Genomic DNA, 13,937 nt, shown 5'->3' with positions numbered 1-13,937 from the left:
CATGCCTCCTTATATTAAAGGATTTAAACTGTATGAGACCGTCAATAATTATGTGTAAATAGATAAAATCTTTTCTCGTATGTAATCACCGTGCGACTATTCTTTGAACATCGCCGTCAGTTCTGCCCGTGCCTGGTCGAATCCCAAATGACAACGGGTGGAGAAGCTCTGATTATAGATTTCGAACTGTGAGACCAGGAAACGGTCCAATGAATCTTCGTTCGGGAACTGCTCCTTGCGCTTACTGTATTTCTTCACCTTCTTATTGAATGATTCGATGAGGTTCGTTGAATAGATGCTTCTCCAAATGGATTTTGGGAAGTCATAGAAGGTGAAGATATAGGGATTGGATGCCAGTGATTGTGTCACTTTCGGGTAAGTCTTTTTCCATTTGTCGACAAAAGCTTGTAGCGCTTTCTCGCCCGATGCCCGGCTCTCTGCCCGGTATACTGACTTGAAGTCGTCACAGATTTCAGCCCGGTCAGCGACACGCACTTTATGGGAGATGCCACGGGACAGGTGTACACAGCACGCTTGGTACCGGGCGTCTGGAAAGACCGCAAAGATCCGGTCGGTGATGCCTTTCAAACCGTCAGAGATGAATAGAAGGACATCTTCGACCCCACGCGCTTTGACATCCTGGAGGACCTCCTCCCAGACAAATGCAGATTCTGTCGGGGCAACGGTATAGGCCAGCACTTCTTTCGATCCATCCTCCCGGATGCCCACGGCGATATAGACGGCTTCTTTGGAGACCGTGTCGCGTTTGAGGGCGATGTAGGTCGCATCCAGATAGATACAGGCATAGCGTGCAGCCAGCGGACGGTGCTTGAACGCATCCACCTGTTCACTCATCGCTTTCGTCATATTGGAAACGGTCTGAGGCGTGTAGTGATGCCCATACATCTTCTCAATCAGATCCGAAATCTCCGACATCGTGACGCCTTTTTGAAACATATGGATGACAAAGGATTCCAGCGTATCGTTCGCACGCTTATACGGAGCGACCGTCTGCTGATTGAATTCGCCATTCCGATCCCGGGGCATCGACAGCTCCAGGTTCCCATATTCCGTATGGAGGGTCCGGGTGTAGGTGCCGTTCCGTGAGTTCCCGGAGTTGAAACCGATACGGTCATATTTTTCGTAATCCAGGAAAGCAGAGAGTTCTGTCTGAAGGAGCGTATTGACCGCCGTCTCCAGATGCGTACGGAAAACTTCGGAGATGTCTTCTTTTTTTACTAGAGCCTGCATGATATCTGTTGTAAACTGAGTCATAGGGGAGGCCTCTTTTCTATGAATTGGTTGTGGTGACTTAATTCTACAAGAAAAGGGCTTCCTTTTTCTATTTATTCATTTACACAAACTATTTTACGCTCTCAACTGTATTTCTTAAATTTAAAGCGTTTTACGATATTCAGTATGTATGTCTAACTTACATAATAGAAAATTTTTAAGTGCCTGTTTTTTTACTGTACGCCGATTGTAAAATTAAGCTAGACACATAAAACGGTCACACATGATACACTCAAAATGGTTTTCCGACAAAAGAAATCATAGGAGTGATCATGCATGACCGACACCCATATTACCACGGATGAATTAGTATTCATAGAAGCCTATTTCCGACACGGAACTACCGTGGCTCAGATTGCGAAACGGCTCGGACGTGCCCGGCAGACTATCCACAATGTCATCACGCATTTCAAGGCCGGGCACACCGCCATCGACTACTATCAGCGCTATAAAGAAAATAAGAAGCGATGTGGTAGAAAACAAAGTGTCTTGCCGACCAGTCAACGGAAGTACATCGAAGAGAAGGTCGCTCAGGGCTGGACACCGGATGTGATCGTCGGCCGGCAGGAAATGTCAATTGACTGCTCGGGTCGCACGCTGTATCGCATGTTCAAACGGGAAACCTTTGATGCGGCCAAGCTGCCAATGCAGGGCAAGCGAAAACCGAATGGCCGTCAGGAACGCCGGGGCAGACAAGCCTTCAGGCGTAATATCTCTGAAAGAATGGATGACTATCCCACTTTCAATGAAGCGTTCGGCCATCTCGAAGGCGACACCATTGTCGGTGTCCGTCACAAGAGTGCGGTCATCACGCTGGTTGAGCGTCTGTCAAAAGCCATCATCACATTAAAACCCAAAGGCAGAACCGCACTGGATATTGAGGGCTCTTACGCTAAGTTGGGGAATGCTTATATATAGATTGTGATGAACATAGCCAAAATTTTAAATTTATAGTGGACGATAAAGCATACGCTGTCTCAATAGCCTGAAACCGGCCCGGCCATACATGATCCGTTTGATGGTCTTCAGCCGATTGACGTTCCCCTCGACGAAACCATTGCTTTCATTATACATCAGGGCATGCACCGTGGGCTTGAAATCAGTGAGCAGCCGCCGGATGAAGTGTTTCGTCAGAGGGTCACGGCGTTGTTGTTCAAATAGGATGAGTTCAGTAAATCCGACATGATCCTTCTCGGCAATGCATTCGCGAAAACCAGCCACAAACGCATAGACGGGCTGGCGTTTTGGGTACTGTTGGAGGATACGGTTGATGATGTCGCGCTCGGCGTCCACTTCAAGGTGGTTCTGCCACAGTATGCGCCGAATGTCACGACGGCTGTGATACTCAATGTCCAATGGGGCCGCCACCCGTTTCCGTTTTCGAAGATCGGCGACAAAATTTTTCACTGAACCGTAGGCCCCTTTATATCCAATCTTCAGTAGTTTTTCATAGATTGCCCGAACGGAATCGCCGTCCGCCTCCCAGTGAATGACCGATTTGTGAAAGGCATCCAGCAGGCTCCATTTCGGGCGCCGGCCACAGCGTTTGCGGTTTTCCATATAGGCGGCATGTGCGGAGTCGGGATTGTAAACGGTATGGTAATAATCATACGTTTTACCGTTCTGTTTCTGACGGCGCATCTGCTTCACAGTGCCTCTGGTGATTTCATTATTGATGGTCTGAGGCGCACGGCCCAATCGTTCTGCGATTTGACGATTGGAGTAGTTCTCTCTCTTCAATATTGCGATTTGTGCCCGTTCATCTTGCGTCAGGTGTTTTCCTTTGATGGATCCAGTGGTATCATGAAGTTGCGTCATGTGATTTCATTCCTTTATTAAGAGTTGTGGTTAACTTCAATATAACATGAAATTCACATGGCGTTTTTTGCATCAAAGGTGGCTAAGTTGATTATAAAATCCACCATTATTAAAATTATTGCTGAAATAAGTAATGATGAAAGTGAGAAGATTATATGACTTAGGAACTAGCAAAAATACATTGAAAACTGTTTAAAGGCTACAGATTGAATATCATCTGATGGTGGATGAGTCTGATTGGCTACTCCATAATAACTCTCTAAATGAAAATATAACATTGAGATACTGATGAGAAAACAATAGACTGGTGTTTTATCGCTTACTATCAGGAAGAGGGTGGCGTTTTAAGAAAATCACTTAATTGCTGTACCTCGTGGTCAGTCATTCTAAAGTATGTTGAAAAGAAATGATATCTAACTTATTTTATTAACCCAGATTAGATATAAGAAGTGAATTTTGATAGTTAAAGTACCAATTAATTTCAAGGGAGAATTAGTAATGAAAAGATATTTAATTAGATCGGGGATAGCCCCTACAGATTTACAAGGACCAGCAGAAATGATTTTTAAAAATTCAATTGGAGGTAATGTTGGTAATTTAATTTATGCGTACAGTATCTATAGAAATTTGATGACTGAGGATGTAGAGATAGTTCCAGATCGATACCGCATCAATGAAAATGATGCAGATATGATAAATAAGTACTATGATGCTTACATTATCCCGTTAGCTGACGCATTTAGAGATTCATTTGTCGATAGTTTAAAAAAATATACTAAGCTTTTTGAGAAACTAACAATTCCAGTTATTGTCATAGGGGTAGGGGTAAAGGCTCCAATTAATAAAAGAATCAAAGATGGATTCTCTTTTGATAAAGAAGTTAAAGATTTTGTAACTGCAGTCTTAAAACGTTCTAATATGATAGGTGTAAGAGGTCAAATAACTGCGGATTATTTGAATTATCTGGGCTTTGTTGAGGGAGTAGATCATACTGTTATAGGTTGCCCTTCAATGTATGCATTTGGAGGAGAGTTGAAAATTAGAGACTTAAATTTAAATGAAAAATCAACCATTGCTTTAAACTCCTCAAAACTCTCACCTGAACATGTCTTAAAATTTATCACATCAGTTTCCAACAACTATTCAAACTATTATTTTATTCCTCAATGGTTGAAAGAATTTCGTATGACTTATCTTGGCAATCAAGCTCTTGGTGAAACTACTGAGTTTTATCCTAACACTATTAAGGAGGCTTATTATGAAGAAAATCGCGTTAGATATCCTCTTAATGCAAAATCATGGATAAATTTCATGCAAGAAATGGACTTTGCGGTCGGAGCTCGTCTACATGGAAATATAACTGCTACAATTGCAGGAACTCCTAGTTTATTGCTAACTAAAGATGCTAGAATGAAAGAATTGGCAGACTATCATAAGTTAACCCATATATCCGAACATGACATAACTGAAGATTTAACATTAGAAGAAGTTATAAATACACTTGATTTTCATTCGCCAGAAAAAGTGCAAGAACAGAATTTTAATCACTTCATAAAATTCTTGGAAAAGAATAGCCTAGATCATATTTATAATTATGACTATCATGAGTATCCACCTTTGGATAAGCAAATGGATGATATTGAGCTACCAAATATGTTGACACCCATTAATGCATTAGCACCTCTCGAGATCTCCGAAAGGATCACAGAATATACAAGGTTAGAGGAAGAGAGAATAAAGAAATTAAAAAAAATGAATAGTAATTTATCAGAAACTGTAAAAAAACAAAAACAAGAAATGAAAAAGAAGAAAGATAAGATTAATTACTTGAACACACAACTACAAAGAAAATCGGTAAAAATCGGTTTGAAATTTGGAGAAGTTTTAGTAGCAGCTAAGAAAAAATTTAGAAGTTAGAAAAGTGTAAGTAGGCATTATATAAAAGAGACAGTCAATTAATATATGAACTCTAATCTATAAAATAGACATTTCAATAAAATCAGTACGCTATGAGTAGATGGCCCTGGCATTTTGAGCCGACCCCCGAAAGCTAGACCTAAAATTTAACTTTCGGGGGTCACTTTTATGTGCAAATACAATTTAGAGTTGAACATGAAAGTATTGAATGAGTAACCGATAGGCAGGTACAGTCTACGAGCTATAAGCAGAAAATATAATATTCCGGTTATAAAACAGTCTTGAAATGGGTCAATGCCTATAATCATCTGGGAGTGGTTGGATTATACGAATCCCGCAAGCGCACGCATTATTCTTTTCAATTTAAAATGGATGCGATAGAGTTGTACCTGAATACAGGGATGTCCTAAGCCGATGTTGCCGCATAATGAGAGACGATCCATCCAACATTGATTGCCGGATGGATTAGACAATAAAGGGATGCGAGTGTATCGGGACTCTCCATAGTGAGGGGATGGTGACTGCAAATGCCTGATGAATGGAAGCAGCCACAGGAGGCACAATCGGAAGATGATCGAATCTGTACACTCAAGGATAATTTGAAACGATTGAAGAATGAAAACGATTTTTAAATGAACTACCGAGGCTACGGAATTGAAAAGACGACGATAAAAGAAGAAATCTCACGACTTTTCCGCGACCTCCAGGGAAAATACAGACTGTCCCTGCTGACGGACCTTTTACTCAGACCAGGGATGGACCTACCAGATGCAAGCATATCGAGGGTCACTTGAAACCCATGACATATTTCAGAGCATGTCTTGGAAGTAAAACTGCCTGGATAACACACCGATGGAAAACTTCTTCAGTATCATCAAGTAGAAATCTATCAGGGCAACATCTACCATATCTTTGAGTCATTCATTCAAACAAACAATCATCCAGTTTATCACATGTAAACGACAGTTATAAAATGGCTCTTACGCTAAGTTGGGGAATGCTTATATATAGATTGTGATGAACATAGCCAAAATTTTAAATTTATAGTGGACGATAAAGCATACGCTGTCTCAACAGCCTGAAACCGGCCCGGCCATACATAATCCGTTTGATGGTCTTCAGCCGATTGACGTTCCCCTCGACGAAACCATTGCTTTCATTATACATCAGGGCATGCACCGTGGGCTTGAAATCAGTGAGCAGCCGCCGGATGAAGTGTTTCGTCAGAGGGTCACGGCGTTGTTGTTCAAATAGGATGAGTTCAGTAAATCCGACATGATCCTTCTCGGCAATGCATTCGCGAAAACCAGCCACAAACGCATAGACGGGCTGGCGTTTTGGGTACTGTTGGAGGATACGGTTGATGATGTCGCGCTCGGCGTCCACTTCAAGGTGGTTCTGCCACAGTATGCGCCGAATGTCACGACGGCTGTGATACTCAATGTCCAATGGGGCCGCCACCCGTTTCCGTTTTCGAAGATCGGCGACAAAATTTTTCACTGAACCGTAGGCCCCTTTATATCCAATCTTCAGTAGTTTTTCATAGATTGCCCGAACGGAATCGCCGTCCGCCTCCCAGTGGATGACCGATTTGTGAAAGGCATCCAGCAGTTTGGGCCGTTTCTGGCGGGTCGTGTCCGGCACCCCTGTCATCCCAAGGTATCGCTCGACCGTCTTCCAGTGTAGATTGAACTGCCGGGAAAGCCGGGAGATTGAATACCCTTGTGCATGGTACTTCTGGAGTGCCCGGGCCTGTGCCCATTTCCTTTGGGCATTTTCCAAGCGGTGATGCTCAGCTTTGGTCTGAGGCGGAGGAACTGGCGGCGGTGATCGCGTGCCGAGGTCAATGCGTACCGGCAACACTTTCCTTATAATCCGATCATGTAGGGTCCAGAGGTTCTGAATCAGATGGAACCGGTCATGGATCTGAATGACGGCCGGGGCATGGGTCGTGATGATGTCCTGAAAACGCACATATCTATCTCGGGTGATGTGGGTCAGCTCCGGATGCCCCTGAATCCATTGGGCCAATGTGGCCGTTTCCCGGTCGGGCAGGAGATCAATCGGATGATGTGTGACGGCATCGCAGATCAGAATGCCATACCGATACCCTTTTCGCCAGGCGAAATCATCGATGCCCACAAAAGGGGCTTTGCGGAACAGGCATCTCTGTTTTATGAATCAGGCGCAGCAGTGTGTCATGGCTGACCGGCATCCCAAGCTGCCGGGTGACAGTTTCTCCTTGGACACAGCTGCTGGAGAAAGCAATGGTCCGCAGTGCTTCATCCAGACGAATCGTCCGCTGGCCATAAGGGACCAGCCAGTCAAAGCGTTCCGTAAATACCTTTGTGGCGCATAATGCATTCGAACAGAACCATTTCCGGGCTTTCAGATACAGTTGAACGCGTCGCCCCTGGATGGGCAGGTCATCTATGACCCGCATGTAGGCACTGTGTCGCTGAGAGGTAATGGAATGGCAGTGGGGACAACGGCCTGTGTGCGTATCCAATGTAATGACATATGATACAATATCCTCTGTTTTCACATAGGAGAGTACAGTCAAGCGAGGGTCTAAATCAGTGAAATGATCATACATGGTCACCATTCCTTTTTACTGATACATACCCGTTTCTCCCCAACTTAGCGTAAGAGCCATTTTTATTTTGCCCTTAACCTACAATTTTAAGTTGCCCTTGACATCACATACTACAATAGAGAACGGATGAAAGAGAAAATGGGCTGGCTGAGTCCGGTACAGTACAGGGAACAACAAGCGCGCCAGTTGATAGGTGTATAAAAATTAGAGCAGATTTCTCTGCTCTAAAAATTTAACTTTCTGGGATCATCTTATTTAGTATCGTTGATAGCATTCATTATGATACCTATTAATATATTCATTCACTTTATGCTTGAGTTCATCTAGGAATTCCCAAGATTTATAGTAGTCGGTCTTTCAAGGATTCAAAATGTCAGACCATAGAAACATTATCCTGATAGTTTCTCAAGCGCGACATGGACTATGCAAACCTTATTAAAATAGTAGAATATATAGGTCGTTTACAGAGTTAAACTAAAAGTTCAGTAACAGTTTATATCAATAGTTATATGGGTACATATAAATTAATAATCTCGTACCCTAATCATCAGAGAGTTTTATATTTAAAATATAAACACTAAGTAGTTCTTGTTATTGTCAAATGATATTATAAAGCTTTATTTGTTCTATCTATCAAAATAATAAACTGTTGCAAAGAACGTGTAGTCGGAGAAATTTTTGAATAGAATAACTATAAAAGAGAGAATGATAACAAGAAGTACAATAGTGGACTTTAGTAAAAATATTACAAGAGTTTTCAGTGGATATCATGACATTGTTGTTATCTTGAAAACTTTAAAGACTATTTTACAATATTTTTCGAGTGATTCTGACTTAATCAAAGTAAAGAATATTAGTCGGCATTTATACTAAAAATTTAAATTGTTATACTGTTTTTATTATCTTTTCATACCTCTGACTTAATAACAAATCAATGTATTACTGCGAAAGCATATATTGCTTAAACCATGGGCTCTATTCAAATTAATCTATCTTTATATCTTCATTAATGTTAAGAAACTATGTAGTTAGAAAGCTTTTGTGTTACTGAGTACAAAAAACCAATAGGGGGCTAATTATGAATAATGTATTTATGATCGTTCACGAATTAAACGTGAACAAAGGTGGTATGACCACAGCTATGTTAACCAGAAGCAAAATGTTTCATGCTAATAATGTTAATGCTAATATCGTCACATTTGATTATAAAGTCAATTATGATAATATTATTCATTCGCTAATGAAACAAGATAAAATGAGCAAAAATACTAAAATGTTCAATCTTTTTCAGTATTATGAAAAGAAATCTTCATCAAAAAAGATTAAACATAATAAAAAATTATATAATTTGTTTAATAATTTTTTTAAAGACACAATAGAAATTAAAGAAGATAAAAAAACTTCAAAATTCTTAGATAAGACGACAGGACAATATAAAGCTAGGAAAAAATTATTGGATTCAGAACAAACAATTGTTGATTTATATAACAATAATAAAAGATATAGAAGAGTTCATTTAAAAAACGAAAAAATTCATCGCATAAATATATTTAATTACGACAATAAAGTTTTATTTGAAACATTCTATGATAGGAAAGGATTTCCATATATTTCAAGGAATATTAACCCTAAAAATGGAAATGTAGGAGTGACATATCTACTCGTTGATAAAATACAATTCAGTAGTAACTTGAATGTGTGTTCTCATTTCTTGAGAGAGATAGTTAAAGATAATTCAGAGAACATAATGATTTGTGATGGGCCAGGAAGTTTTCCAAGAATGTTAAATACTAGCCATAAAAATGCGAAAAAATTTGCAGTCATACATGTTAATCATTATAAAAATTTTAATACTGATGGGTCTAAAAAGATAAAGGAAGATTATATTATTAATAATGCTGACAATATTGATGGCGTGATTGTGCTAACTGATGCTCAGAGAAAAGATATAAAGGAAGAATACTCAGTTAATAATATATATGCAATCAGTAACTTTATAAATAATTTTGAAAAAGAAAGTGATTTTGCAAATAATAAAATAGTTGGGCATATCTCTAGGATAGTTGCGACAAAAGGTGTTCATCATTTAATTGATGTAGCAGAATTAGTTGTCAAAGAAGATGAAGAAGTTGAATTTCATATTTATGGCGAAGGCCCAGAAAAAGATAGAGTTAGGAAACTTATCAACAAAAAAAATTTAAATGATAATGTGAAACTCTTAGGTTATACTTCTAAACCACAGCAAGTAATCAATCAGTTTCAATGCGTTTTGTCTACCTCTCAGTATGAAGGGCAAGGACTTAGCATGATAGAGGCTATGTTACTTCAAAGACCTGTTATTGCCTTTGACATTAACTATGGTCCAAATGAATTTATCAAAAATGATATCAATGGTTATTTAATACCTAATTTAGATATTCAAGAAATGGCAGATAAGATATTAGAACTAGTAAATGATGATGATTTAACAAAAAAGTTAGGTAAAGAAGCGAGAAATACCATTATTGAAAAATATTCTAGCGAAAAAATCATGGATAAATGGCAAGTCCTTTTTGATAAATAATAAATATTATAGCAATGAAATTACATTAATAAACCTAAAATAATCCCCTAAAGTAATTTTCAAATAACTGCTTTAGGGGTAAATAAATAATTATATATTTTCGGTGAATTTGGCCTTATTCGAATCATCATTAAACTAATAGTTTAAAAATTACATTAATAGTTAAAAATATTGCGTATAACTCTTTCACTTGATTTTCCGTCTTGATACTTAAAGTGTTTATTCAAGAAAGGAACCACTTTTTCTTCTTCATAATCTTCATTATCCAAGGCAGTAATCAATTCATCAAATGTTTCAACAATTTTCCCAGGAACAAATGATTCGTATGGTTCGTAGAAATCACGTGACGTTACATAGTCTTCTAGATCAAATGCATAGAAAAGCATTGGACGTTTAAATAATGCAAATTCATAAACAAGGGATGAGTAATCGCTAATTAGGATATCAGTGACAAACAGTAAATCATTCACTTCTCTGTAATCTGAGACATCAACAAAATACTGTTCATACTCTGTGGGTATATTTAATTTATTCTTTACAAATGGATGCATTTTGAATAATACAACTGTATTAGTTTCGCGACAATAGCGAGCAAGTCTTACAAAATCAATTTTAAAAAATGGATAGTGTGCTGTATTGTGACCATTTCCCCTGAAAGTAGGGGCAAACAAAATTACATTTTTATCTTTTATTATAGGGAGATCATTCTCCATATGAGCTACTATATTCTTTTTGTAGTTTTCATCAAAGAAAATATCGGTTCTTGGTACACCAGTTGGAATTATATTTTCTTCTTTTACTCCAAATGCTTCTCCGTAAAAAGGGACATCATTTTCAGAAGATACGGTTACTTTTGTATAGTTCCTGTGATTTACTGAGTTAAAGAAGGGTCCGCCTTTTTTACCTGTACGGCTGAAACCAACAGTTTTGAATGCACCTACAGCATGCCAAACTTGTATGATTTCTTGATTGTTTCTGAATTTCATATTGTAAAGTAATGGATGATAATCATCTAAAAATATATAATCTGATTTCCCCAATAAATAGGGGAACCTGAATTTGTCTATAAATCTCCTTCTTGCTGAAATACTTGATTTAAATATAGAATGGATTTTATATTTTTTATCTAGATTTTGTCTAAGCATTTCATTATAAATAAATTCAAAGTTTCCAGACATTCTTGGTCTAGAGTCCGAAGTGAATAGCACTGTATTACCTTTTTTCATATTAAAGAATTTAGTAACATTGAATATAAGTTTGAATAAAAAATCTCGAATTTTGAAAGAATTTTTATTATATTTTTTTTTGATATTCTTGATTTTTGATGAGAGCATACTCTCTTTAGGTCTTGGTTTATTAAACTTAATATCTAGCACAAATTCATTAACTTCTTTAGAAATTTTTGGTGTCACACTGTAACTTATCGTCTTGGAATTACCACCTTTTTTAAATTGATGCTTAAAGTTATTTAAAAGGTAGTTTTTCTTGTCGTTGACGGTTACAAATGAAACATAACGCTCTAATTGGTTTTCATCCAATTCATAGTTTAAAGGGTCAAGTAATTCTTGGTTTACATGAGCAATATGATCAAGATCCCCTTTAAAAATCATTAAATATTGCCCTGTAGGTAAATAATTACCATCATCCAAGATTGCTATATTAAAACGTGCTTTATAATTGTTACCGTCAATCATCACATCATTTGCTTCCACTTCTTTTGTTTCAGTTAAATTTCTTAATATTACTTTTTTATCTCTTATATCAATGTCATTGGTATGACCTTCGATGAAAAGCTGAATTCTCTCCCAATACATATTATCTATCTGTACATTGTAATGATTCAACCTACTATTTCACTCCTTCTCTATGTTTTACATGGTCCACTTAATTACTGTTTTACCCCAAGATGTCGATAAATCTTCCTCAAATGCCATTACAACATCATTAATAGTTTTAACTTCGAATTCATTACCCTTTAGAAGTGATAATTTATCAATAACATCAGGGTGATCTTTATAAAATTTGGCGACATCCCTAAAATCTTGGGCACTGCTACGACTACTGCCAAACATCGTTAAGCCTTTTTCGAGTACAAGGCGTGTATTTATTTCTATTGGATATTCACTTACACCTAAAAGACTTATTGTTCCCTCCGGTGAGATTAATTCAATCATCTGATCTACGGCAGATTGGCTGCCTTTACCTCCTACACATTCAAAACCATGATCAAATGTGACGTCTTCAGGTATCTCGTGAATGTTATAAACTTCTTCAATAAATGAGAAATGGCTTAATTTATAGGCCGTTTTACCAAATGCATAAATTTTAGCATCCGGATAAAGTTTGTTTAATAGAATAGCTGTAATATATCCCAGGTTGCCATCTCCCCAAATACCAAAACTGTTCTTATTAGCATTGGACCTGCTGTCAAAACGTTGAATCGCATGCCAACTTACACTGACCAATTCAGAATAAGCGACAGTACTTAGATCTTTGATGCTTTCATCCAATCTAACAACTCTGTCATGCTCCATAAAGACATAGTCTTGCATAAATCCATCAAAACCGCTTGACCTGAATTTACTGCTAGGTAAGTAGTTCTCAGCTATAACAGGGTCGTTTTCAATAGGGGTGTTGGGAACCATAATGACTTTTGTCCCAACCTCATATTTACCTTTATTATCATAAACTATTTCCCCAACACCTTCATGGATGAGGGACATTGGAAGTTTCTTTTTCAAAACTTTTTTATCTCTGGTGCCTGTATAATATCTCTGATCAGCTGCACAAATAGATAAGTATAATGGCCTTACAACAACTTTATCACCTTTAACATCTTCATTATTATAAGTGACTTCGAACTGTCTTGGAGACACTAGTTGGTACAGCTGGTTAATCACTAGACATCCCTCCTTTTATGATTGAGTTCGCGACTTTAAGATCATAAGGTGTCGTTATTTTAATATTAAATAACTCGCCTGCAACCAATTTTACTTTTTTATCGGCTACAACTAGAATTTTGCATGCATCAGTCATTATTTTTTTATCTTCATCTGATAATCTGTTATAAGAATCTCTCAATAGATTAATATTGAAAGATTGAGGTGTTTGTCCCTGATACATTTCATTCCTTACGGGGATTGATTTTATAGAATCCCCGTCTGTTGAAGTAACGATTGTATCTATTGCAGTGATTACAGTATCTACTGCACCATGCTCCAATACGTTTGCAATATTTTCTTTAATAATACGATGGGTCAGAAATGGTCTAACAGCGTCATGGGTAACAATTACATCTTCAGGAGTAATGCCATCCTGGTCTTCTATTACATTGATAATATTCATAATTGTTTCATTTCGATCAGAGCCACCTTCAACTACATTAATTCTCTCATCGTTAATATTGTGTTTCCTTAATGTATCTCTTGTATGGGCAATCCACTTTTGAGGTGTGGCGATTAAAATTTTATCAAATTCACTTGTCAGTAAAAATTTTTCAACTGTATGAACAAGTATAGGCTTTCCATCTAAATCTAAAAATTGTTTAGGAAGTGGGACATTCCCCATCCTCGAACCTATTCCCCCAGCCAATATACCAGCATAAATCATATAGTCATCTTCTCCTTTGTAAAAAATATTTTACCATCGAACATTTTATAAGTTTTTAAATAAATACATAACAATTATACTATAACAAAAATCCACTTATTAAACCATTACGGGACCGTCAATAATTATGTGTAAATGAAG

Annotated in this window: 9 protein-coding genes and 2 pseudogenes; 4 read left to right on the top strand and 7 right to left on the bottom strand. The window is 37.7% G+C overall.

Going from position 1 to position 13,937, the window contains the following annotated elements; all coding sequences use genetic code 11:
• Nucleotides 1-96 precede the first annotated feature (96 nt).
• On the bottom strand, nt 97-1,275 hold the full coding sequence (locus ACZ5LF_RS08800; RefSeq protein WP_372909181.1) for an IS256 family transposase: 1,179 nt from the start codon (nt 1,273-1,275) through the stop codon (nt 97-99).
• A gap of 294 nt (nt 1,276-1,569) precedes the next feature.
• Between ACZ5LF_RS08800 and ACZ5LF_RS08795 the strand changes: the two are divergent.
• A pseudogene (locus tag ACZ5LF_RS08795) lies at nt 1,570-2,175 on the top strand (IS30 family transposase); the annotation flags it as partial.
• A 147-nt stretch (nt 2,176-2,322) separates the two neighbouring features.
• Here ACZ5LF_RS08795 and ACZ5LF_RS08790 read toward each other — a convergent pair.
• Nucleotides 2,323-3,111, bottom strand: a pseudogene (locus ACZ5LF_RS08790) (helix-turn-helix domain-containing protein); the annotation flags it as partial.
• 498 nt (nt 3,112-3,609) lie between these two features.
• Here ACZ5LF_RS08790 and ACZ5LF_RS08785 point away from each other — a divergent pair.
• Nucleotides 3,610-5,028 (top strand): polysaccharide pyruvyl transferase family protein, encoded by a 1,419-nt coding sequence (locus ACZ5LF_RS08785; RefSeq protein WP_380569634.1) that lies wholly within the window; start codon nt 3,610-3,612, stop codon nt 5,026-5,028.
• Nucleotides 5,029-6,069: 1,041 nt separating this feature from the next.
• On the opposite strand, the gene ACZ5LF_RS08780 is transcribed toward ACZ5LF_RS08785, so the two are convergent.
• Together ACZ5LF_RS08780 and ACZ5LF_RS08775 are read right to left on the bottom strand one after the other, a co-directional pair.
• A complete protein-coding gene (locus tag ACZ5LF_RS08780; RefSeq protein WP_380709691.1) occupies nt 6,070-7,170 on the bottom strand; it encodes a transposase in 1,101 nt (366 codons plus the stop codon).
• Nucleotides 7,157-7,624 carry a transposase family protein gene (locus tag ACZ5LF_RS08775; protein WP_464759176.1) on the bottom strand — a complete coding sequence of 156 codons (468 nt, stop codon included), beginning with the start codon at nt 7,622-7,624 and terminating at the stop codon, nt 7,157-7,159. The genes ACZ5LF_RS08780 and ACZ5LF_RS08775 overlap by 14 nt, the downstream gene beginning before the upstream one ends.
• Nucleotides 7,625-7,750: 126 nt before the next feature.
• Here ACZ5LF_RS08775 and ACZ5LF_RS08770 point away from each other — a divergent pair, with 126 nt between their 5' ends.
• On the top strand, nt 7,751-7,825 hold the full coding sequence (locus ACZ5LF_RS08770; protein WP_464759843.1) for a hypothetical protein: 75 nt from the start codon (nt 7,751-7,753) through the stop codon (nt 7,823-7,825).
• A gap of 877 nt (nt 7,826-8,702) precedes the next feature.
• On the top strand, nt 8,703-10,187 hold the full coding sequence (locus ACZ5LF_RS08765) for a glycosyltransferase (RefSeq protein WP_380570600.1): 1,485 nt from the start codon (nt 8,703-8,705) through the stop codon (nt 10,185-10,187).
• A 155-nt stretch (nt 10,188-10,342) separates the two neighbouring features.
• Here the strand turns inward: ACZ5LF_RS08765 and tarL are convergent, their stop codons facing one another.
• Genes tarL through ACZ5LF_RS08750 form a run of 3 tightly spaced genes read right to left on the bottom strand, consistent with a single transcriptional unit; the run spans nt 10,343 to nt 13,796 of the window.
• A complete protein-coding gene (gene tarL / locus ACZ5LF_RS08760) occupies nt 10,343-12,001 on the bottom strand; it encodes a teichoic acid ribitol-phosphate polymerase TarL (RefSeq protein WP_464759841.1) in 1,659 nt (552 codons plus the stop codon).
• Between the two features lie 57 nt (nt 12,002-12,058).
• Nucleotides 12,059-13,087, bottom strand: a complete 1,029-nt coding sequence (locus ACZ5LF_RS08755) for a zinc-binding dehydrogenase (protein ID WP_380570597.1) — start codon at nt 13,085-13,087, stop codon at nt 12,059-12,061.
• A complete protein-coding gene (locus ACZ5LF_RS08750; protein ID WP_380570596.1) occupies nt 13,080-13,796 on the bottom strand; it encodes a D-ribitol-5-phosphate cytidylyltransferase in 717 nt (238 codons plus the stop codon). Before ACZ5LF_RS08750 ends, ACZ5LF_RS08755 begins: the two co-directional genes overlap by 8 nt.
• Between the last annotated feature and the right edge of the window lie 141 nt (nt 13,797-13,937).

The sequence above is a fragment of the Salinicoccus siamensis genome (genome assembly GCF_055391965.1).
Note: the sequence above shows the minus strand (reverse complement) of the source record. Positions and strands in the feature narration are given on the sequence as shown.